The sequence below is a fragment of the Bradyrhizobium sp. 142 genome (assembly GCF_023074015.1).
Lineage (GTDB): Bacteria > Pseudomonadota > Alphaproteobacteria > Rhizobiales > Xanthobacteraceae > Bradyrhizobium.
This window is the reverse complement of sequence record NZ_JADPKQ010000279.1, coordinates 29,747-51,931: the sequence shown is the minus strand read 5'-3', so window position 1 is coordinate 51,931 and position 22,185 is coordinate 29,747. Positions and strand designations below refer to the sequence as shown.

The window sequence follows — 22,185 nt, the reverse complement described above, 5'->3', positions numbered from 1 at the left end:
AAAAAACGCAAAGAGCGCGATGGCCTTATTTTTGGCCATCGCGCTTCAGCGCACATCGAAAGGCTTGCGGAAAAGCTTACGCCGCGTCGGCGTCGGCGTTGGCTTCTGCCGGCTTGCGGTGACGGGGCAGCGGGAAAGCTTCGCTCTCGTAGAGCGAGCGGATGCCGTTCTGGTCGAAGCGCGCTTCCTCGACCTGCAGATAGGCGCCGTTCAACGAATCCGTCGGCAACTGCTCCATCGCGAACTGGACGGCTTCGGCCGCGGTGCCGAACCGCCGATAGGTGAAGCCCGCGCGCTTCTTCTTGCGGATCGCGGCGGGAAACAGTTCGGCGGAGGTGTTGAAGTTGAACGGACGCAGTGGACGCATGGTCAAAGACCTCGTGATCTTCTCTGGGGCTTTAAGCGCGTGGGGTTTGAGAGGGCAGAGGCCACAATCGAGTGGGCCCGCCGCACATGTCATTTTCGTTCTCTAATATAGGCTGTTTTGACAAAATTGCGACCCCTGCGATGAGAGATGATGAATCCGCGCATGGCAGCCCCGCATCTGCAATAAGCAACGCAATTCCAATGACTTGTATGGTTTACAGCTTGCCAAGCAGCAGCAGGACGAGCAGCACCACGAGCACGACGCCGCCGATCCCCATGCCGGAATGGCCCATCCCATAGCCGTAGCCGCCGATGCGGCCCGACAGGCCGCCGACCAGATAAATGATCACCAGGATGATCAGGACGGTCCCGAGGGTCATGGCATCCTCCCTGGCGGCCGCCGAATTGCGAGGGTAGGGCGCACCGCCAGAAGAGAAAAGCACATCGCGCCGCCGGGTTCCATGACGGAACCATGCGGCTGGCAGGGTTTTATTTCGGCTCGAGCTTCAGCGCCGCCGAATTGATGCAGTAGCGCAGACCGGTCGGCCCGGGGCCGTCGGCGAAGACATGGCCGAGATGGCCGCTGCACTTGGCGCAGAGCACCTCGGTGCGGATCATGCCGTGGCTGACATCCCGCTCCTCGTCGACATGGCTCTCGACCGCAGGCGCGGTGAAACTCGGCCAGCCGCAGCCGGAATCGAACTTGGCGTCGGACTCGAACAGCACATTGCCGCAGCCGGCGCAGACGTAGGTGCCGGCGCGGTGGTCGTGCTCATATTCGCCCGAGAAGGGACGCTCGGTCGCCTTTTGCCGCAGCACGGCGTACTGCATCGGCGACAAGTCCTGCCGCCATTGCTCTTCGCTCTTGATGATCTTCTCGTCCGTGGTTTTGGTCTTGGTGTCGGGCATGGGTCTCCCGTCTGTTGGTGACCTTGCGATCAGTTGGTGGCTTTGCTGGCGCTCACCAGCGTCGGCTTCTCGATGTAGTTATCCGCGAACAGCTTTTTCAGGTTCTCGACCTTCGGGATATCGTTGTAGGCGATATAGGGCTGGCTCGGGTGCAGCGTCAGATAGTCCTGATGATAGGCCTCCGCCGGATAGAACGCCTCGAGCGCGCCGACCTTGGTCACGATCGGCTTGTTGAAGACCTTGGCGCCGTTGAGCTGGGCGATATAGGCCTCCGCGACCTTCTTCTGCTCGTCGGAGGTGGTGAAGATCGCCGAGCGATACTGCGTGCCGGTGTCGGGGCCCTGGCGGTTGAGCTGGGTCGGATCGTGCGCCACCGAGAAGTAGATCTGGAGGATTTTGCCGTAGGAGATCTTCTTCGGATCGTATTTGATCTCGACCGATTCCGCGTGGCCCGTCGTGCCGGACGAGACGCTGCGGTAGTCCGCGGTCGCCTTGGTGCCGCCGGCATAGCCGGAGACCGCATTGACGACGCCTGCGGTGTGCTGGAACACGCCCTGCACGCCCCAGAAGCAGCCGCCGGCGATCACGGCAGTCTGGATCCCGCTCGCCGGCGCCGCATCCACGGCGGGGGCAGGGATCACGACCGCATCCTCCGCGGCCCGTGACGGCACGGCAAAGGCCACCGTCAAAGCGGTGGTGGCAGCGAGCAGGGTCAGGAGGGCGGGTCGGCGCATGGCGGATCCTCTTTCCGGAATGTGACAGTCTAGGGCGGTTGCGGCCAGGCGAACAGCCTGCCCGGCGAGCGTTTTTCGTTCCCCTGAGATACGCCAGTTGCAGGCGGTCGTTACGCCGCCACGGACACGAGTCCGTGAAACACGCGGGAGCCCGGGCTACGACGTCGCCACGCCTCGCCGACTACACCACAATGCTCAGCCGCTTCGCCGCGCGCGTGATGCCCGTGTACAGCCACCGCGCCCGGCTCTCCCCAAACGCAAAGCTCTCGTCGAACAGCACCACGTCGTCCCACTGCGAGCCCTGCGATTTGTGCACGGTCAGCACGTAGCCGTAGTCGAACTCGTCATAGGGTTTGCGCTGCTCCCAGGCGATCTGCTCGACGCCGCCTTCGAAGCAATCGGCGCGCACCGAGACCTTGGTCACCTTGTGGCCAAGATCCTCGTCCGGCGACAGCCGCATGCTGAGGATGCGCGATTTCGAGCGCGAGGTGTTGCGCGACTTCACGCGCCACAGGCCGCCGTTGAACAGGCCCTTCTTGCGGTTGTTGCGCAGGCACACCAGCTTGTCGCCGGCGACCGGGAAGATGTCCTCGATGTTCTGCCGCTGCCGCACCCGCATATTGTACGCGCGTCGCGTGTTGTTGCGGCCGACCAGGACCTGATCGGCGGCCATGACGCGGTCGGGATCGAGCTCCTTGCGCGACACCACCTCGCTCTTGCCGTAACGGCCGATGTCGAGCTCGCGGCCTTCGCGGACGTCCATCGACATCCGCACGATCGGATCGTCCTGGGCCTGGCGATGCACTTCCGTGAGCATCGCGTCGGGCTCGGTGTTGGTGAAGAAGCCTCCGCCCTGGATCGGCGGCAGCTGTGCGGGGTCGCCGAGCACCAGCAGCGGGCAGTCGAACGACATCAGATCGCGCCCAAGCTCCGCATCGACCATCGAGCACTCGTCGATCACGATCAGCTTGGCCTTGGAGGCCGGCGCGTCGTCCCAGAGCTCGAAGCTCGGCTGCTCCTCGCCGGATTCGCGGGCGCGATAGATCAGCGAATGGATGGTGGAGGCGCCGTCGCAACCCTTGTTGCGCATCACCAGCGCCGCCTTGCCGGTGAAGGCTGCGAACTTCACCTCGCCGTCGACGCTGTCGGCAATGTGCCGCGCCAGCGTGGTCTTGCCGGTTCCGGCATAGCCGAACAGGCGGAACACCGGCGGTGCACCGTTGCGTCCGGGTTTGGCCTTGAGCCAGTCGCCGACGGCTTTGAGGGCGGCATCCTGATGCGGGGTGAAAGTCGGCATGTCTGTCTTGAGGAAGGGCGAAATCGAAGCGATTCGCCACGCCCCAAACTAACCATTCGTCCCGCCGGTTCAAGCGCAGCACAATCGCATTCAAGCCCCTTTCTCTGCGGCCTATCCTTCGAGACGCCCGCCTTTGGCGGGCCCTCAGGATGAGGACAGAGTGCGCGGCTGCAATTCCACAGGCAAAGATGCCGCTTAGCCTCATCCTGAGGAGACCGCAAAGCGGTCGTCTCGAAGGACGAGGCGCTCGCTCAGGCCCCGCCATGATTTGCGATAGCCCTGCATGCAAGCGGCCGAGACTGACCTATTGCCAGCCGGGAACGCCGCGCATGTCGGGCAGATGGTGGGCAATGCCCTTGTGGCAGTCGATGCAGGTCTTCTCGCCCGTGAACAGGAAGCGCTGGTGCGCCACCGAGGCCCGCGGCGACTGCTTTGTGATATCCATGGAATCGGCGCTGTGGCAGTTGCGGCATTCCAGCGAATCATTGGCCTTGAAGCGCGCCCATTCGTGCGCCGCGAGCTCGAGCCGGTGATCAAGGAATTTCTCGCGGGTGTCGATCGTGCCGAACAGCTTGCCCCAGACCTCCTTGGAGGCCTGCATCTTGCGCGCGATCTTGTCGGTCCAGTTGTGCGGCACGTGGCAATCCGGACAGGTGGCGCGCACGCCGGAACGGTTGGAGAAGTGGATGGTCGACTTCAGCTCGGCGTAGACGTTATCCTTCATCTCGTGGCAGCCGGTGCAGAATTTTTCGGTGTTGGTCAATTCCAGCGCGGTGTTGAAGCCGCCCCAGAAGATCACGCCGGCTGCAAAGCCCGCCAGCACCAGCACGCCGAGCCCGAACACCGAGCTCGGCCGGATCAGCACCAGCCAGAGCTCGCGCGCAAAATCCCAGCCTCGCGCGATGAATCCGCGCTTCGCCTTCAGCTTGTCATGGGGCTCGTCAGCGGTCGTCGTCATCGGCGGCCACCGGGGCTTGCGCGCGAGAGCAGCGTGTCGATGTCGGTGAAGTCGTTGCTGACCGGCGGCGTGGCGGTGTTCTGCGGCACATGGCACTCCGTGCAGAAGAAGCGCCGCGGCGAGATCGAGCCCAGGAACTGTCCGTCGCGATCCATGAAATGCGTGATCGAGACCATCGGCGCCTGCGATTCCGCGATGCGCGCCCGCGCATGGCAGGACAGGCACTTGTTGCCGTTGAGATCGACCTGGTAGCCGTCGATGCTGTGCGGGATCACCGGCGGCTGCTCCGGATAGTTGCGCACCTCCCGCTCGGAGGTGTTGCGATTCGGCAGCATCGGCGGCGCCGGCCCCTCCTCATTGAGCGGGGCCGGGCCGCGCAGGCCCGATGTAACAGTCTGCGCGGTCAGGGAGCTCGCGCCGGCGGCGATCGCGAAGGCGAGCAGGGCGATTGCGGATCGTTTCATCATGACAGGCCCACCCGCTCGATGCGCACGGCGCATTTCTTGAAATCGGTCTGAAGCGAGATCGGATCGGTGGCGTCCAGCGTCACCTTGTTGATCAGCTTGGATTCGTCGAACCAGGGCACGAACACCAGCCCGCGCGGCGGCCGGTCGCGGCCGCGCGTCTCGACGCGGGCCCGGATGAAGCCGCGGCGCGACGTCACCTTCACCTCGTCGCCGCGGCGTAGCTTCATGTCCTGCGCGTCGTCGGGGTGCATGAAGCAGACGGCTTCGGGAAACGCCTTGTAGAGTTCGGGCACGCGGCGCGTCATGGTCCCGGAATGCCAGTGCTCCAGCACGCGGCCGGTCGAGAGCCAGTATGGATATTCGTTGTCGGGCGATTCCGCCGGCGGTTCATAGGGAAGCGCGAAGATGCGCGCCTTGCCGTCGGGATGGCCGTAGAACTGCACTTCAGTGCCCTGCTTGACGTAGGGATCGCTGCCCTCGCGGAAACGCCACTTCGTCTCCTGGCCGTTGACGACGGGCCAGCGCAGTCCGCGCTCGCGGTGATAGGTGTCGAACGGCGCAAGGTCGTGGCCATGACCGCGGCCGAACGTGGCATATTCCTCGAACAGGCCCTTGTGCACGTAGAAGCCGAATGCCCTGGATTCGTCGTTGAGATAACCCGGCTCGATGTCGGAGACCGGAAATTTGTCGACCTGGCCGTTCCTGTAGAGCACGTCGAATAGCGTCTTGCCGCGAACTTGCGGCATCTTGCCGATCAGCTCCTCGGGCCAGACTTCCTCGATCTCAAAGCGCTTCGAGAATTCCATGAGCTGCCAGAGATCAGACTTGGCCTCGCCCGGCGCAGCGACGAGCTGATGCCAGAACTGCGTCCGCCGCTCGGCATTGCCATAGGCGCCTTCCTTCTCCACCCACATCGCGGTCGGCAGGATCAAATCGGCGGCGAGCGCGGTCACCGACGGATAGGCATCCGAGACCACGATGAAATTGTCAGGATTGCGGAAGCCCGGGTAGGTCTCCTCGCTGGCGTTGGCACCGGCCTGCAAATTGTTGTTGACCTGGACCCAATAGGCGTTGATCAGGCCGTCCTTCAGCATCCGGCTTTGCAGCACGGCATGAGCGCCGGGCTTGTCGGGGATGGTGCCCTCGGGAAGCTTCCAGATGTGCTCGGCATGCTCGCGATGCGCCTTGTTGGTCACGACCATGTCGGCCGGCAGGCGGTGCGAGAAGGTGCCGACCTCGCGCGCGGTGCCGCAGGCCGAGGGCTGGCCGGTCAGCGAGAACGGGCTGTTGCCAGGCGAGGAGATTTTACCGGTCAAAAGGTGGATGTTGTAGATGAGGTTGTTGCACCAGACGCCGCGGGTGTGCTGGTTGAAGCCCATGGTCCAGAACGAGACCACCTTGGTCTTCGGATCGGCATAGAGCTCGGCGAGCGCCTCCAGCCGGTTCAGCGGCACGCCGGACATCTCGGCCGCCTTCTCCAGCGTGTACTCCGAGACGAACTTGACGAACTCGTCGTAGCTCATGTCGGTGGAATCGTTGGCCTTCGCCGCGCCCGTCGCCTTCTTCTGCAGCGGGTGGTCCGGCCGCAGGCCATAGCCGATGTCGGTCTGGCCGCGCTTGAACACGGTGTGCGCGGCGACGAAGTCCTTGTTGACGCGGCCGGTCTTGATGATGTGGTTGGCGATGGCGTTGAGCAGGTAGAGGTCGGTCTGCGGCTTGAACACCATGCCAATGTCGGCAAGGTCGAACGAGCGGTGCTCGAAGGTCGAGAGCACGGCGACGCGGACATGCGGTGCGGAGAGCCGGCGGTCGGTCAGCCGCGACCACAGGATGGGATGCATCTCCGCCATGTTGGAGCCCCACAGCACGAAGGCATCGGCCGCTTCGATGTCGTCATAGCAACCGGGCGGCTCGTCGATGCCGAAGGTGCGCATCATGCCGGCGACCGCGGACGCCATGCAGTGCCGCGCATTGGGGTCGATGTTATTGGTGCGGAAGCCGGCCTTGAACAGTTTTGAGGCGGCATAGCCTTCCCAGATCGTCCACTGGCCGGAGCCGAACATGGCGACGCCGTTGGGGCCGCGCTTCTTGATCGCCTCCTTCCACTTCACCTCCATGATGTCGAAGGCTTCCGTCCACGACACCGGCGTGAACTCGCCGTTCTTGTCGTACTTGCCGCCGCTCTTGCGCAGCATCGGCTGAGTCAGGCGGTCATGGCCGTACATGATCTTGGAGAGGAAATAGCCCTTGACGCAGTTGAGGCCGCGATTGACCTCGGCCTTGATGTCGCCGTGGGTTGCGACCACGCGATTGTCCTTGGTCGCGACCATCACCGAACAGCCGGTGCCGCAGAAGCGGCAGGCGGCCTTGTCCCATTTCAGTTCGGATGTCCCGCGCTCGGCGACGAGATTGGCGGCAAGCGCCGGCGCCGGGAGCCCAGCGGCGGCAGCCGCGATCGCGGCGGCCTCGAGCTTCAGGATCTGGCGGCGGTCGAGTTTTGGCGATGTCATGACGGCTCTCCCGGCCTTAAGCCGTTTCGATGGCGTGAAAGACCAGCACTGCGGAATAGACGTAGCCCAGCGATTGGATGGTGTTGAGCAGGGTGCCGAGGCTGCCGGCGTCCGGCGCTTCGGTCACGACGACGAGCTTTCCGCGTGGATCGCGGCCGTGGATTTCGCAGCCGGCAAGCGCGACGATCTCGGCTTCGACCTCGGCGAGGCGCTCGGGACGCGCCTGCACGATCATGCTGGCGATCTCGCAGCCCGGCGGCGGAACGATGCGCTCGGCGCTAAGCACACGGCCGGTGATCAATGCGCGGCGATTGAGTGTGGCTTTGTTGAGTAAGCCTTGGGCCATGATGCCTGTCCTTCGCTGTTCGGAGATCAATGCGAGGGAGGCGGGCCGGGCGGGCCCGCGACCATCTGGTAGACCCAGACGGCAAGGCCGTAGGAGCCGACCGTTCCGACCGCGAGGACGGGCATCACGACCGCGGTCAGGAACAGAAACGCAAAAATCTCCATGCGCTTACGGCGCACGCGCCCATGCGTGTCGTCAGGCACCGACATATTCGGTCTCGCTGAAATGTTTGGGAATCGATTTGGAATCGAGACGGCATCCGGGCCGCTGCCTTGATGCACCATAGAAAGCTGGCGGCCGACCGCGTTGATTTGGATCAAGTGGTCGACTTGCGATGATGGTTGCCGCGAGGAGTACAAGTACAATTTTAGATTGTGCCCGCGCGGGGGCGATGCGAGAGTTGGATATCGAACGGGGGAATGCAGATTGTGAAGGGGATGGGGCTCACGGCCATCGATCTCGGGCTTCGCGGCGGAGCGAGCGGCGTGTTCCTGATGATCATTCTCGTGGCGCTGCTGCGCCGTGTGACCAGCCAGCAGGCTTTGCTGGGCATGGCCATGTCTGCTGGCGGCGTGTTCTACGCCATCGCGACCGCGCCGTTCTTTCCAAAATCCTCATGGTGGTGGGTGCTGCCGATCCTGTCAGCGCAATCCGCCGTCTTCTGGGTGTGGGCGCGCGCGGCGTTCGACGACGATTTCGTACTCAGGCGATGGCACGGCGCCCTGTGGCTGAGCATCGTGGCCTTCGGGTTTGCGATCACGCTGGGCTGGGCGCACTGGCCTGCTTTGGCCGGGGCCGGCGGTCGAGTCCTGGCGATGGTCGCCCTGGCGCTGGCTCTCGCGGCCGCGGTGCAGACGGTCAAGACCTGGCGTGCCGATCTGGTCGCGGCGTCGCCGGCTGCGGCTGGCGATGCTTGCGATCAATGTTGGGCTCATCGCGGTCGTCGCTGGTGCCGGCTTCGCCGCAATTCCCGTCGCGGTCCCGGGCGCGCCTGGCAGTCTCCCGACCGCGCTTGGCCTGTTCGTGGTGGCCATGCTCGCCGGACTGGGTGCTTTCGCCACGCAGCCGGCCGTGCCCGTCGACGCCACGGCGGCAATCGCATCCAGCGAACGCGCGCGGTGCCGCTCGTGCTCCCACGGGACGGGTCGTCGTCGATCCGATCCTGCTGCGGCGTCTCGACCATCTGATGACCGTGGGGCGAACCTACCGCCAGGAAGGTCTTGCGATCGGGACGTTGGCGGCCCGGCTCGACGTTCCCGAACGTCGGCTGCGCCAGGCGATCAACGAAGGGCTGGGCTATCGCAACTTCAATGCGTTCCTGAATCACTACCGCATCGACGATGCCAAGCTGGCGCTGTCCGACGTGGCGCAAAGGGAGGTCCCGGTGCTGACCATCGCCATGGATGCCGGCTTCCAGTCGATCGGGCCTTTCAATCGGGCCTTCAAGGCCGAGACCGGCGTAACCCCGACCGAATTTCGGCGCGAGGCCTTGAACCGGCCCGACATGGCTGAAATCAGCCAACCGCACCGAGAAATCGGTTAGCCGATTTCTGGATCGGGCGAGAGGGCCAATCCCCGATTGGGCAGACTGTCCGGCAGAAACCCTGTCCAGCCGGAACGAGTCCATCCATGCCCCATTCGACCGCTGCCGCCGCTCCTTCTCAACGGCTCCACGCTCTCGATGCGCTCAGGGGTGGCGCCCTGCTGCTTGGCATCGTCCTGCACGCGACATTGTCATTTGTGCCCGCCTCGGCGCAGTTCTGGTTCGTCCGGGACACCCATCCAAGCCTGCTCCTGGGCCTGCTGTCCTTCACCATCCACGTCTTCCGGATGACGACCTTCTTCCTGATGGCCGGCTTCTTCGCCCGCATGAGCTTTCATCGCCGCGGCACCCAGGACTTCGTCCGGGACAGGCTGCAGAGGATCGGACTGCCGCTCGTGATCGGCTGGCCGATCATATTCACGCCGATCAGCCTGATGGTGATCTGGGCAGCCTATTTGCCGAATGGCGGGCCGATCCATGGCGTGCGCAATTGGCCGCCGGTGCTGCCGAATTTTCCCCTGACCCATCTCTGGTTTCTCTATGTGTTGCTGGAGCTCTATGTCGCCATGCTGCTGCTGCGCGGCGCGATCGTCTGGTTTGATGCGTCCGGCACCTGGCGGGCGGTCCTCGATCGTCTCTTCGCGGGGATCATGCGTAATCCGCTGGCGCCTCTGGTTCTGGCGATCCCGATCGGCATCGCTTTCAGCCTCGACCAACGATGGGTCAACGCGATGGGCGTGAGGACGCCGGATCAGTCGCTCGTCACCAACGCGCAGGCCTGGATCGGTTTCGGCACCGCATTCGGCGTCGGTTGGCTCCTGCATCGGAAGGTCGATCTGCTGCGCCTCCTCGAGCGACGCTGGCTCCCGCACCTCCTGCTTGCGGTCGTCCTGATCCTGATCAGCTTCGTGCTATCAGGTGTGATGTTGTCCGCACCGGCCGCGCCAAAACTGCCGTTCAGCTTCGCCACACTCAAGCATGTCTCGGTGGTTCTGTATGCATCGGCGATATGGATTTCGACCTTCGCGGTCATCGGCCTCGCGCTCCGCTTCGTGTCCGGCTTCAGCCCGACCTGCCGCTATCTCGCCGATGCGTCCTACTGGCTCTATCTGATCCACATGCCGGTCGTGATGGCGCTCCAGGTCGCGGTGTCGCAGCTTGACTGGTCCTGGCCGATCAACTTCGCAACCATTCTCGTGGTTGCGCTTCCTCCGATGCTGGCGAGCTATCACCTGCTGGTGCGCTTCACCGTTGTCGGCGCGGTGCTGAACGGCCGCCGCGCGCCACGCGAAGCGGTGCCCGCCGCCGAGGTCGCAGGCCCCGTTGCGTCATAGCGCCAGATGCACAGCGTCCTCCCGCGCGATTGAATTGCGCTTCCGTAGACAGCGCCGCCTCACCCACCAAGATGAGCGCAAGAAAAATAATGCGGGAGAGGCGTCATGGAGTTCGGCATTTTCTACGAGCTGCAACTGCCACGGCCCTGGATGGCCGGAGACGAGCTCAGGCTCTACCGGAACGCGCTCTCGCAGCTCGAATTCGCCGACAAGCTCGGTTACGATCACGCCTGGTCGTCGAGCATCATTTCCTCGAGGAATATTCGCACTCGCCCTCGCCGGAATCCTTCCTCGCCGCCGCCAGCCAGCGCACGAAAAACATCCGGCTCGGCCACGGCATTCTCCAACTCACCACCAACCATCCGGCGCGCGCGTTGCACAGCGATCTCCAAGAGGAGCCTGATGAGCGGCAAGACCAACTCCCGGCGTTCAGCGACAGCTACGGCAAGCTCGCAATCACCGTCGCGCCGGCGAAAGCGGCGGCGGGGAAGGGCATGTACGCATGGAATGGGAGATGTTGACTTCGGGAGCTGAAGCAGAAACTGCGCTTTGGTTCTTGCCGGATATCGGTCACATCGCCTGCTCCTACTCACGCGCTGTCGAAGAAGCTCGATTCAGTCATGCTGCTGACGCAATCTCCATCTTAGTCGGCGAAAACTAGAACATTGTGCGGGGACTTCCCCGGTTCCCACAGGTTCCGTCGCAAGGCTTGCGGCATCAGGAACCGAACGATCGAAAGAAATCCAATCAAGGACTTAGAATGCTGTTCCGATCGAGCGCCGCAATTTGCGGCGCCGTGCTTGCGCTTGCCATGTCTGTTACCGTTGCTCGAAGTGAAATCGTTGCGATTCACTCAAGCGCCGTCGTCAATGCCGCTTCTGGGGATGCGATAGTTGGCGCAGCATCCATGTACAATCCGTTCCGGCCCGGATGGCGAGAGGGCGGCTCGAACACAGCCTCAGGTGAGCACTATGATCCCTCTGTCTGGGCGGCTGCCATCAGGACAAGCTTGCGCCAGAAATTTGGTGGGGTCCAATTTGGCGCCAGGCCGAAATATGCCCTCGTCGAGGCTGTCGGCAAGAAGGTCATCGTCAAGATCAATGACGTCGGGCCCCTGACGCCTGGTCGCATCATTGACCTCAATGAGCGGACGATGCGCCATTTCGATCCAAGCCTGCAGCTCGGAGTGATTAAGGAGGTAACAGTCAAGCCGCTTTTAGGGGACTATTGGATTCCCGGACCGGTCGGCTGAACATCGCAGGCGTATGAGCCTGGCCGCATGTCCCATCGTGGCCCGCCGCTCCAGTTTGCGCCGGGCAGCAAAGGAGCGTACCGGAAGAGATTGCCTTAGGGTAATCTGACGTTGAGCCATTGGAGACGTCTGCCGCTTGCGCTAACGTCATTTGCATGACACGCGGGGCGTTTCGCGAAACGCATCAGCGTCATCCATTCACGATTGATGCCGTCGTTGTGCTGCCCGATCATCTTCACACGGTGTGGACGCTGCCGGAAGGGGACGCAGACTTTGCAACCCGCTAGCGATTGATTAAATCGGCATTTTTCCCGCGGCATCGCGCGCGGTGAGCGGATATCCTCAAGCCGAGCCGCAAAGGGCGAACGTGGCATCTGGCAGCGCCGTTATTGGGAGCACACCATTCGGGACGAAGGCGATTTCGTTCGGCACGTCGACTACGTTCATATCAATCCCGTCAAGCATGGGCTCGTACCACGGGTGCGCGACTGGGCATTGTCCTCATTTCATCGCCATGTGAGACTCGGAAATTACCCCCTCGATTGGGCGGGCGACCATTCCGAGAACACCCGCGAATATGGTGAGAGACGATGATGGGTATCGCTTCGCTCGACCCATCCTACGCTAATACCCACACATGATCCTCACCGCCGTGCTAGCTTGGCGGAACTCGCCTCGACGGCGCCGCAAGCTGCGCCATCAGATTCGGCGAGCGTTTCGGTAATTGCACGTAAACTCGACGTCGACAGGGGGAACGCCATGAAGTCGATAGGAAGAGTATCAGCCGCCGCATTCGCACTCAGCTTGATCTGCGGCCTGTCCAATGCTCAGCAGAGTCCCAGGCGGGTTGGCATTTTGATAAATGGCGGTGATACGCCTTTATTCAATTCGATAAAGAAGAGCCTTTTGAGTGACTTTGCAGGAGTCGGATATGTTGAAGGGCGCGACATTGTTATCGAGCCGCGATTTGCCGAATTGAAGCTTGAGCGTCTTCCGGGGCTCGCCTTGGAGCTGACAGACTCGAAGGTGGACCTGATCCTGGCGCTCGGTGGGCCGGCAGCAGTTGCGGCCCAGAAAGCCACGTCGACGATCCCCGTGATCTTTTCGATCGTGACCGATCCAGTTGCCTTGAAGCTTGTTGCGTCGATGGACAGGCCGGGAAGCAATATCACCGGCATCACCAGTCTCGATCCCCAGCAAGCCACCAAGCAATTCGAAATTCTGAAAGAGACGTTTCCGGGAATCCAGCGCATCGCGATCCTGAGCGACCAGACCATTCCCGGCGCCGATGAGCGCGGGTTCGCACCCATCGATCGCGCCAACGATGCCGCAGCGCGAGCCCTGGGTCTGGAACCTCAAATAGTAAAGATCAAGAGCGCGGCCGATCTGGATGCGGCTTTTGCGGCAATTGCGACGGAGCGCGCCGAGGCCTTGCTGGTCCTGGAAGTGCCGGTGGCACTGGCGGCCCGGAAGCAGATTGGCGAACTCGCGATCAAAAACCGCCTGCCGGCAATGTTTCCAGGCGGCACCGCGGATGCGGCCGGTTTGATAACCTACGGTACTAGCGTCGCCGATAGCTGGCGGAAATTTGCCGTCTTTGCGGACAGGATTTTCAAGGGAACGAAACCGGCGGACTTGCCGGTGGACGTCATCACAAGACGAGAATTGATATTCAATCTTCAGACGGCCCAGGCGATCGGCGTCACCATTCCGCCCGAGATTTTGAAGCGGGCAGACCGCCCCGCGCAGTAATCCATTTGCGTTATTGGTCGGTGCCATGCCGACCCCGTTCCGTGATGTAAGCCGTGCGCTGCACGAGCGGCGGAGGGGTGGTATGATCGCGAGTCTTCACGTTCGTAACCAGCGATCCCCCGGAGCGCTCATGGCAAAACACCGGATCTATACGACGAGCTTCGCAAGCGTTTATCCGCTTTACGTTGCGAAGGCCGAGAAGAAAGGACACACCAAGGCCGAGGTCGATCAGGTCATCTCCTGGTTGACAGGCTATTGTCAGAAAGAGCTGGAAGCCGAACTGGAAAAACGGACGGACTTTGAAACCTTCTTTGCGAAGGCTCCGAAAATCAATCCGTCGCGAGCCCTGATCACAGGCGTGGTTTGTGGCGTCCGCGTGGAGGACATCAAAGAACCAACGATGCGGGAGATCCGCTATCTGGACAAGCTGATCGATGAGCTGGCCAAGGGCAAAGCAATGGATAAGATCTTGCGAAAGAGTGAGTCCTGACCCAGCCACCCGCCAGCCCCTTCGGCTCGGCGACCTTGCGCAGTGCCGAGACACCCGTCTTCCGCCGCATGGACATTGCTGGTAACTTTCATCAAAAGGCGGCAGGGAGAGAAAACGATGCGCCCTCGCGGGATGCCCGCAAATCCGGCGGCTTGCGATATCGCGCCCGCGGTGCTCGCCATCGGCCGGCCGGATTTCCCCAATGTCCTGATCGACACGCTGCGCGGCCAAGCCGGGGTTGGCCATTGCATGGTGTTCGCGCTGAGCCGCACGGGCGCGGCGCACTGCCTGCTTGATGCCGGCAACATCCCGATCGGCGGCGATCTCGGTGCCGCCTATGCCGGGCAGTTCCACGAAGCCGATCCGAACCGCGATGCATTGTTCGAAGGCGAGGGGGCTGCGCCGATCGTGCTGCCCACCTTCGCGCCGCGTATGTACGGCGCGCGCTACCGCAAGATGTTCTTCATCGATTCCGGCATCGTCGACAAATGCGCGACTGCGATCTGGGTCGACGACACCTGCTTCTACGTCAATTTCTATCGCATCGCCGCCCAGGGCCGCTTCACCGATGCCCAGCGCGCGCGGCTTTGGGCCATCGCACCGGCGATCAGTGCGAGCGTGGCACGCCACTTCCAGCAAGGTTCGATCGCGACGACGGACCAGACTCTCGCCGCGCTGTTCGCCACGTCCGCGCCGCTGGCCGATCTCACGCCACGTGAACAGGAGGTCTGCCGCCGCATTCTCTCAGGCTTCAGCTCCGAGGCGATCTCCCGCGCGCTCGGTATCAGCCTCCATTCGACGCTGACCTATCGCAAGCGCGCCTATCAGCGGCTCGGCATCTCCTCGCAGAGCGAACTGTTTGCGATCGTGCTGCGCCTGCTCGCGGGACCTGGCCACCTTAACTGAGGTGTACTCTAAGCCCGCGATCTCTGCTTCCGAGACCAAAGTGGACACACGGCCCGCGCTCCGGGACCGTCGCGTTGTGACCCATTGCGGAAATCTCGATGTCTGGTACCGTCAGCGATCCGCGTTCACTGACCTAGCTTTTTGATGCAAATCGGTTGGCCATTAGATACAGGGGTGCAAGCCCAACCCGGACCGAAGCCGTTATTCGGCTTAGAAGTCGGAAACCAATAGAAGCTGAAAGCAATAAGGCAAAGCAGAACGACGACGAATAGAATACCCATCACATCGCCGCGCTTCAGATACGGCAGGGGCCAACTCATGACAGTGTGTCAGCCCGAGTTTTGGTCGCGGCAGAAGGATCGGGAAACTCCATGGGATAGCAATAGCCCCGAAGAGCGGAAAATATTCTACGCGCATTATGCATTGCCCCCTCGCTCCGTCCTGCTTATAGCACGCAATCTGGGACGCCACGATGACAACCTATAGGCGAAGCGCTCATTCACGTCGCTCAATCGCTTAACTCAAATCGTGCTGATTACCAGCAACAGTCGCCTATTGGCCCTTCAGCGAAGTAGCGGCGCCTCTCGTTGAGGTTCGCTCAGTGAGGCACGGCGGACGAGATCTGCTCAGGTTGAGTTCTTCGCATTTCGCCGCCGTTGACGAAAGGGCGGAGCGTCTCCGCTCCGCCCGAACAACAGTTCGGCGTTAACCACAGCTAACGGTTTCAGTCTGAGCAACATCGCTTCGAAGTTTCTTAAATTTTGCTGGGTACCTCTCTTGGGCATGGTGACCTGGGGAAAGATATGAGTAAGCCGGCCAAGCGTGGAAAGGCAGAGACGCTCGCACTGCCAATGGTCGCGAGAGTTGCAATTGGCGCCGTAGCCGTCGCCGTAGTGGGGTACAGTTTGCTGTCTCGCCCGGCGAGCGTGCAACCGATACGGAAGCCGTCCGCGCCCCAAGCCCAGGCGTCGTCAACTCCGGTTTATGTGGCAACTCCGGTTCATGCATCAGCGCCAGTTCCGATTCCGGCCGCGGCGCCTCTGGTCGAACCGCCAAAAGCCGCTGATGGTCCCGGAGCATTCGTCCGGCAGGTGATTGACTACGCCAGCCGCCAGACGCCGGGCACCGTGATCATCGATACCGGAAACACATTCCTTTATTTCGTTCTGAACGACAGGCAAGCGATGCGCTACGGTATCGGTGTCGGCCGCGAAGGTTTCACATGGTCCGGTGAGCAGGCCGTGGCCCGTAAAGCAGAATGGCCGGATTGGCATCCGCCTGCGGAGATGGTCTCGCGTCAGCCTTATCTGCCGCGGTTCATGGCGGGCGGTCCCGGCAACCCGCTCGGCGCCCGGGCGATGTATCTAGGCGAGACGGAATATCGAATTCACGGCACCAACAATCCCGATACGATCGGGAAGCGGGTCTCGTCCGGCTGTATCCGGCTGACCAATGACGACGTCGTGGACCTTTATGAGCGGGTGAAAATCGGAGCGAAGGTGATCGTGCTTCCGGCAACCGCTGCCCGTCGACCCTCTCCCGGAGCGCCGACCGACGCCGCTTTCCGATTGCCGGACCCGGCATCGCCGTCGAAGCGGCCCTCGGCGGCCAACGCACAGATGCCGTCATCCGGACCGAAGATCGCCGAGGCCCAGTAACTCAGTCCTCCGTCCTCGGTCTGCGCCCCAATTCCATCGGTCCCTATCGCTAGGGACAGACGCCGGCAGCGGAGTTCGCTAGTCTGTCCTGAAGCACACGAATCCAGGGGAGGCCGCCTTGAGCACTGCGCCGCGCATCGACATCGATCCGGCCTCGTTCTGGGCCGATCCCTACCCGATGCTCGCTCGAATGCGCAAGGAAGCGCCGATCGCTTTCGTGCCGCAGCTCGGCTCGACGCTGCTCACCTGCCGCGACGACATCTCGATCTCCGAGAAGCAGATCGACGTGTTCTCCTCGCACCAGCCTGCCGGCCTGATGAACCGGCTGATGGGCCACAACATGATGCGCAAGGACGGCGAAGCGCATCAGGTCGAGCGGCGCGCGATGTTTCCAACGGTGTCGCCGAAGACGGTGAAGGCGCACTGGACTGCGCTGTTCCAGGCTCATGCCGATCGCATCATCGACGCGATCGAGCCGGGACGGGTCGATTTCATGCGCGACTTCGCGCTGCCGTTCTCCGGCGAATGCCTGAAGTCGATCACCGGCCTCACCAACATCGGCTTTGGGGACATGGATGCGTGGTCGCAAGGCATGATCGAGGGCATCGCCAATTACACCGGCGATCCCGTGGTCGAGGCGCGATGCCATGCGGCGACGTCGGGCATCGATGCGGCGATCGACGACATGCTGCCGGTGATCAGCAAGCATCCCGACCAGAGCATCCTCGGCGTGCTCGTTGCCTCCGGCATGCCAACGGAAAGCGTGCGCGCCAACGTCAAGCTTGCGATCTCCGGCGGCCAGAACGAGCCGCGCAAGGCCATCGCCGGCACAATGTGGGCGCTGCTGAGCCACCCCGATCAGCTCGATCTCGTGCGCAAAGGCGAGGTGTCCTGGCTCCAGGCGTTCGAGGAATATGCCCGCTGGATCTCGCCGATCGGCATGTCGCCGCGGCGGATCGCAAAACCGTGGAGCATTCGTGACGTGTCGTTCGAAACCGACGAGCGCGTATTCCTGATGTTCGGCTCGGCCAATCGCGACGAGAAGCATTTTGAGCGCGCCGATCAGTTCGACGTGCGGCGCGATACCTCAAAGAGCGTCGCCTTTGGTGCCGGCCCGCATTTCTGCGCCGGCGCCTGGGCTTCGCGCGCCATGATCGCGGACGTCGCACTGCCGACCGTGTTTGCACGCGCAAAACAACTCGAACTCGCAGATGACGAGCCCGTGCGGATCGGCGGCTGGGCCTTCCGCGGCCTACTCAATCTGCCGGTTCGCTGGCACTGAAGCGGAGTAAGTCTTGGTTCAATCGATATGAGCCCAGAACTCGGATCACATCTCCCGTAGGGAGAGGTCGGGTCGCATCGAAGATGCGATCCGGGTGAGGGGTTGAGGTCTCACTGGGTGCCGCGGCCCCTCACCCGGATTGCACCGGACGATGCTTCGCATCGCCCGGTGCAATCCGACCTCTCCCCGCTGGGGAGAGGTGAACCTCGCACGGCCGTCCGAATTTGACTTCATCAGCGCTAGTTCGTTCACGCTGCCGCGATTTGTCGCGGCTTCACATTCGCGTGCAGAAAAATTCCATCCTTATTCACTCCGCCGATTGAAAGATTAATCATGCGCGCCGGGCGCGCGGCAGTGCGCGCATCGCTATTTTCCGGGGCGTCTCGACACCTCCGATAACCCGCACCATCATTCCCCAACGCGAATGAAGGGCGGCCGCGCGCGGCCGGGAGTGTTGAATGCAGCGTCGAGACTTCCTCAAATTATCCGCTGGAACGGCAGCCGCAGCTGCGTTTGCCGCGCGCGCCAACGCGCAGGGCGCAGTGAAGGAAATTCGTGTCGGCTATCAGAAGAACGGCGTGCTGGTCATCACGCGCCAGCAAGCCGCCTTGGAAAAACATTTCACCCCGCAGGGCGTCGAGGTGAAATGGGTCGAGTTCTCGTCGGGCCCGCCGATGATGGAGGCGATGAATGTCGGCGGCGTCGATTACGGCGCGGTCGGCGATTCACCGCCGGTGTTCGCCCAGGCCGCGGGCGCCGCGATCGTCTACGCCGCCGGCCAGCCCATCACCAACGGCTCGGGCATCCTGGTGCCGAAGGATTCGCCGATCCGCGTCATCACTGAACTGAAGGGCAAGCGCGTCGGCTTCACCAAGGGTTCCAGCGCCCATAACATTGTGGTGCAGGCGCTGGAGAAAGCCGGGCTGACCTATGCTGACATCACTCCGGTCTATCTGACGCCGCCGGACGCCGGCCCTGCCTTCGCCAATGGCAGCATCGAGGCCTGGGCGATCTGGGATCCGTATTTTGCGATCGGCGAGACCAAGCAAAACGGCCGCATCCTGATCAGTTCGCGCGAGATCACCAAGACCAACTCCTTCTACATCGCCAACCGCGAATTCGCCAAAAACCACGGCGCCATCCTGCAACAGATCGTCGACGTCACCACCGCGACCGCCAAATGGGCCGAGCAGCATCGCGACGAGGTTGCGAACTCGCTGGCCGCTGTGACCGGCATTCCGCTCGATATCCAGACCATCGCCGCCAACCGCTCGAACTTCGCGGTCGGCCCCGTCACCGACGACATCATCGCGACCCAGCAGGGCGTCGCCGATCGCTTCCACAAGCTCGGCCTGATCCCGAAGCCGATCGTCATTCGCGACATCGTCTGGCGCAGCACGGCGACCTGATCGTGCCGACCCGTCTTCCCATTCATAAGGGTCTGAACATGAGGCGTATCATTCAGCGTCTGATCGCGGCGATCGTGCTGTCGATCGGCATCGTCGCCGCCGCGGTCGGCACGTCCTACGGCCAGGACAAGGTCGTTCGCATCGGCTACCAGAAATACGGCAAGCTGGTGCTGCTCAAGAGCAAGGGCACGTTGGAGCCGAAGCTCGCAGCCGACGGCTACAAGGTGGTGTGGACCGAATTCCCCTCCGGTCCGCCGCTGCTCGAGGCGCTCAATGTCGGCGCCATCGATTTCGGCAATACCGGCGAAGCGCCGCCGATCTTCGCGCAGGCCGCCGGCGCGCCGATCCAGTATGTCGCCTATGAGCCACCGGCGCCGAAGGGCGAGGCGATCCTGGTGCCCAAAGACAGCCCACTGAAATCGGTCGCCGATCTCAGGGGCAAGAAGGTCGCGCTGAACAAGGGCTCAAACGTTCACTATCTCCTGGTCAAGGCGCTGGAGAAGGCGGGCGTCAAATACGCCGAGATCGAGCCGGTATTCCTAGCTCCGGCCGATGCGCGCGCCGCCTTCGAGCGCGGCGCGGTCGATGCTTGGGTGATCTGGGATCCGTTCCAGGCCGCCGCGGAAGCGGCCACCGGCGCCCGCACGCTCACCGACGGCACCAACCTTGTCTCGAACTACCAATTCTATTTCTCCTCGAAGAAATTCCTCGAAGCCAATCCTAAGATCGTCCATGCCGTGCTCGCCGAACTCGGCGCAGTCGACGGTTGGGCGAAGGGCGACATCCATGCGGTGGCCGAGCAATTGGCGCCGGCGATCGGCCTGTCGGTCCCGGTGGTCGAGGTGGCGCTGAAGCGGCAGGCCTACGGCATCAAGCCGATCACCGACGCCGTGATCGCCGATCAGCAGCAGGTTGCGGACGCGTTCTTGGCGCTGGGCCTGATCCCCAAAGCAATCAAGATTTCCGACGTGGCGCGGAGGCCAGGATCATGAGCAGGACCATCAGCAATCAAGCTAACGCCAACATTCTGTGGTTCCTGCCGACCCACGGTGACGGACGCTATCTCGGCACCGGCATCGGCGGCCGTGAGGTCAACTTCAACTATCTGCGCCAGATCGCACAGGCCGCCGATCAGCTCGGCTATTACGGCGTGCTGCTGCCGACGGGGCGATCTTGCGAGGATTCCTGGATCGTCGCCTCCAGCGTCGCGCCGTTCACCGAACGGCTTCGCTATCTCGTGGCGGTCAGGCCCGGCCTGCAATCCCCAAGCGTTGCTGCGCGTATGACCGCGACGCTCGACCGGATCACAGGAGGCCGGCTCCTCGTCAACGTCGTCACCGGCGGCGATCCCGTCGAGAACAAGGGCGACGGCATTTTCCTTGGCCATGACGAGCGCTACGAGGTCACCCGCGAATTCCTCAACGTCTATAGCGATCTGCTCGTGGGCAAGACTGTGAATGTTGAGGGCAAGCACATCCGCATCGAGGACGGCAAGCTGCTGTTTCACCCCGTCCAGTCGCCGCGCCCGCCGCTCTATTTCGGCGGCTCGTCGGATGCCGGCATCGATGTCGCGGTCGACGCCGTCGATAAATATCTCACCTGGGGCGAGCCGCCGGCTTTAGTTGCCGAAAAGATCGCGAAGGTGAGAGAGGTCGCCAGCGCGCGCGGTCGCAAGCTTTCCTTCGGCATCCGGCTTCATGTGATTGTCCGCGAGACCAATGAAGCGGCCTGGCAGGCCGCGGGCGAGCTGATCAAGCATGTCAGCGACGAGACCATAGCGAGCGCGCAGAAGAATTTTGCGCGGATGGACTCGGTCGGCCAGCAGCGCATGGCGCAGCTCCATGGCGGCAAGCGCGACAAGCTCGAGATCGCTCCGAACCTGTGGGCCGGCGTCGGCCTCGTGCGCGGCGGCGCCGGCACGGCGCTGGTCGGCGATGCCCAGACCGTCGCGGCCCGCATCAAGGAGTATCAGGATATCGGCATCGACACCTTCATCATGTCGGGCTATCCGCATCTCGAGGAGGCCTATCGCTTCGCTGAGCTGGTCTTCCCGCTGCTCTCGCTCGAGCACGGCAGCAACGTGACGCGGCTGCATCCCAACAATGGTCCGTTCGGCGAGACCGTCGGCAGCGATTTCCGTCCGCAGCACAAGGTGTCGCAGTCATGAGTCTGATCGACAGCGTTTCGCTTCCGCGCAGCATTCGCCTGCCGCGTGTCGATGGCCTGGTCCAGTGGGTCGTGCCACTTGCCATCATCGCGATCTGGCAGCTGGCAAGCATCACCGGCTTCGTGCCGACGCGGGTGCTGCCGGCGCCGAGCGACGTGGCGCTCGCGGGCTGGAAGCTGCTGCTCTCCGGCGAGCTCGTGCGCAACATCTGGGTCTCGTTCTGGCGCGCCTCGACCGGCTTCCTGATCGGCGGCAGCATCGGCTTCGCATTCGGGCTGGCCAACGGCCTGTCGCAGCTCTCGGCCAGGCTCACCGACACCACGCTCCAGATGGTGCGCAACGTGCCGCATCTGGCGCTGATCCCGCTGGTCATTCTGTGGTTCGGCATCGACGAGAGCGCGAAGCTGTTCCTGGTAGCGCTTGGTGTGTTCTTCCCGATCTATCTCAACACGCTGCACGGCATCCGCACCGTCGATCCCCAGCTCATCGAGATGGGCCGGATCTACGGCATGAGCGACGGCGAACTGTTCCGCCGGGTGATCTTCCCGGGCGCGCTGCCCTCGATCTTCGTCGGCATCCGCTTCGCGCTCGGCATCATGTGGCTGACCCTGATCGTCGCCGAGACCATCGCGGCCTCGTCCGGCCTCGGCTACATGGCGATGCAGGCGCGCGAGTTCATGCTGATCGACGTCGTCGTGCTCTCGATCCTGATCTACGCCCTGCTCGGCAAGCTCGCCGACAGCGCTTCCCGCGTGCTGGAGCGCCTGACGCTGTCCTGGCACCCCGCCTTCCAGAAACGTTGAGA

The 22,185-nt window shown here is 62.8% G+C and carries 21 protein-coding genes and 2 pseudogenes; 13 read left to right on the top strand and 10 right to left on the bottom strand.

The features are described 5' to 3' along the window. Positions 1–76: 76 nt before the first annotated feature. The 10 genes from IVA82_RS24780 to napE form a co-directional block, all read right to left on the bottom strand. Positions 77–367 (bottom strand): hypothetical protein, encoded by a 291-nt coding sequence (locus IVA82_RS24780; RefSeq protein WP_247389668.1) that lies wholly within the window; start codon positions 365–367, stop codon positions 77–79. A gap of 214 nt (positions 368–581) precedes the next feature. Next, complete coding sequence (locus IVA82_RS24775) at positions 582–746, bottom strand: DUF3309 family protein (protein WP_187436214.1); 165 nt, start codon at positions 744–746, stop codon at positions 582–584. A 109-nt stretch (positions 747–855) separates the two neighbouring features. Further along, the gene (gene msrB, locus IVA82_RS24770; RefSeq protein WP_247389667.1) at positions 856–1,275 is read right to left on the bottom strand and encodes a peptide-methionine (R)-S-oxide reductase MsrB; all 420 of its coding nucleotides are present in this window, start codon (positions 1,273–1,275) and stop codon (positions 856–858) included. 29 nt (positions 1,276–1,304) lie between these two features. Further along, positions 1,305–2,009, bottom strand: a complete 705-nt coding sequence (gene msrA, locus IVA82_RS24765) for a peptide-methionine (S)-S-oxide reductase MsrA (RefSeq protein WP_247389666.1) — start codon at positions 2,007–2,009, stop codon at positions 1,305–1,307. 181 nt (positions 2,010–2,190) lie between these two features. Continuing rightward, positions 2,191–3,306 carry an ATP-dependent RecD-like DNA helicase gene (locus tag IVA82_RS24760; RefSeq protein WP_247389665.1) on the bottom strand — a complete coding sequence of 372 codons (1,116 nt, stop codon included), beginning with the start codon at positions 3,304–3,306 and terminating at the stop codon, positions 2,191–2,193. 304 nt (positions 3,307–3,610) lie between these two features. Then, the gene (locus tag IVA82_RS24755; protein ID WP_247389664.1) at positions 3,611–4,264 is read right to left on the bottom strand and encodes a NapC/NirT family cytochrome c; all 654 of its coding nucleotides are present in this window, start codon (positions 4,262–4,264) and stop codon (positions 3,611–3,613) included. Further along, complete coding sequence (locus IVA82_RS24750) at positions 4,261–4,731, bottom strand: nitrate reductase cytochrome c-type subunit (protein ID WP_247389663.1); 471 nt, start codon at positions 4,729–4,731, stop codon at positions 4,261–4,263. Before IVA82_RS24750 ends, IVA82_RS24755 begins: the two co-directional genes overlap by 4 nt. Continuing rightward, complete coding sequence (gene napA, locus IVA82_RS24745) at positions 4,728–7,241, bottom strand: nitrate reductase catalytic subunit NapA (RefSeq protein WP_247389662.1); 2,514 nt, start codon at positions 7,239–7,241, stop codon at positions 4,728–4,730. The genes IVA82_RS24750 and napA overlap by 4 nt, the downstream gene beginning before the upstream one ends. Positions 7,242–7,257: 16 nt before the next feature. Continuing rightward, on the bottom strand, positions 7,258–7,587 hold the full coding sequence (locus tag IVA82_RS24740) for a chaperone NapD (RefSeq protein ID WP_247389661.1): 330 nt from the start codon (positions 7,585–7,587) through the stop codon (positions 7,258–7,260). Between the two features lie 26 nt (positions 7,588–7,613). After that, positions 7,614–7,796 carry a periplasmic nitrate reductase, NapE protein gene (gene napE / locus IVA82_RS24735; RefSeq protein ID WP_247389660.1) on the bottom strand — a complete coding sequence of 61 codons (183 nt, stop codon included), beginning with the start codon at positions 7,794–7,796 and terminating at the stop codon, positions 7,614–7,616. Positions 7,797–8,024: 228 nt separating this feature from the next. Between napE and IVA82_RS24730 the strand changes: the two are divergent. The 13 genes and pseudogenes from IVA82_RS24730 to ssuC all read left to right on the top strand — a co-directional run bounded on the left by IVA82_RS24730 (position 8,025) and on the right by ssuC (position 22,183). Then, positions 8,025–9,130, top strand: a pseudogene (locus tag IVA82_RS24730) (helix-turn-helix domain-containing protein). Between the two features lie 86 nt (positions 9,131–9,216). Further along, the gene (locus IVA82_RS24725) at positions 9,217–10,464 is read left to right on the top strand and encodes an acyltransferase family protein (protein ID WP_247389659.1); all 1,248 of its coding nucleotides are present in this window, start codon (positions 9,217–9,219) and stop codon (positions 10,462–10,464) included. Positions 10,465–10,569: 105 nt separating this feature from the next. Beyond that, positions 10,570–10,835 (top strand): annotated as a pseudogene (locus IVA82_RS49060) (LLM class flavin-dependent oxidoreductase); the annotation flags it as partial. A 389-nt stretch (positions 10,836–11,224) separates the two neighbouring features. After that, the gene (locus tag IVA82_RS24715; RefSeq protein ID WP_247389657.1) at positions 11,225–11,716 is read left to right on the top strand and encodes a septal ring lytic transglycosylase RlpA family protein; all 492 of its coding nucleotides are present in this window, start codon (positions 11,225–11,227) and stop codon (positions 11,714–11,716) included. Positions 11,717–12,376: 660 nt separating this feature from the next. After that, a complete protein-coding gene (locus IVA82_RS24705) occupies positions 12,377–13,468 on the top strand; it encodes an ABC transporter substrate-binding protein (protein WP_247389656.1) in 1,092 nt (363 codons plus the stop codon). Between the two features lie 130 nt (positions 13,469–13,598). After that, positions 13,599–13,958, top strand: a complete 360-nt coding sequence (locus IVA82_RS24700; protein WP_247389655.1) for a DUF2200 domain-containing protein — start codon at positions 13,599–13,601, stop codon at positions 13,956–13,958. Between the two features lie 117 nt (positions 13,959–14,075). Then, complete coding sequence (locus IVA82_RS24695) at positions 14,076–14,864, top strand: helix-turn-helix transcriptional regulator (protein WP_247389654.1); 789 nt, start codon at positions 14,076–14,078, stop codon at positions 14,862–14,864. An 803-nt stretch (positions 14,865–15,667) separates the two neighbouring features. Beyond that, the gene (locus IVA82_RS24690) at positions 15,668–16,522 is read left to right on the top strand and encodes a L,D-transpeptidase (protein ID WP_247389685.1); all 855 of its coding nucleotides are present in this window, start codon (positions 15,668–15,670) and stop codon (positions 16,520–16,522) included. A gap of 118 nt (positions 16,523–16,640) precedes the next feature. After that, positions 16,641–17,804, top strand: a complete 1,164-nt coding sequence (locus IVA82_RS24685) for a cytochrome P450 (protein ID WP_247389653.1) — start codon at positions 16,641–16,643, stop codon at positions 17,802–17,804. A 458-nt stretch (positions 17,805–18,262) separates the two neighbouring features. Then, a complete protein-coding gene (locus IVA82_RS24680; RefSeq protein ID WP_247389652.1) occupies positions 18,263–19,213 on the top strand; it encodes a sulfonate ABC transporter substrate-binding protein in 951 nt (316 codons plus the stop codon). Between the two features lie 38 nt (positions 19,214–19,251). Then, complete coding sequence (locus tag IVA82_RS24675; RefSeq protein ID WP_247389651.1) at positions 19,252–20,205, top strand: sulfonate ABC transporter substrate-binding protein; 954 nt, start codon at positions 19,252–19,254, stop codon at positions 20,203–20,205. Beyond that, positions 20,202–21,380: an FMNH2-dependent alkanesulfonate monooxygenase gene (ssuD, locus tag IVA82_RS24670; RefSeq protein WP_247389650.1), complete on the top strand. Its 1,179-nt coding sequence runs from the start codon at positions 20,202–20,204 to the stop codon at positions 21,378–21,380. The genes IVA82_RS24675 and ssuD overlap by 4 nt, the downstream gene beginning before the upstream one ends. Then, the gene (gene ssuC / locus IVA82_RS24665) at positions 21,377–22,183 is read left to right on the top strand and encodes an aliphatic sulfonate ABC transporter permease SsuC (RefSeq protein WP_247389649.1); all 807 of its coding nucleotides are present in this window, start codon (positions 21,377–21,379) and stop codon (positions 22,181–22,183) included. The genes ssuD and ssuC overlap by 4 nt, the downstream gene beginning before the upstream one ends. Positions 22,184–22,185: the final 2 nt, after the last annotated feature.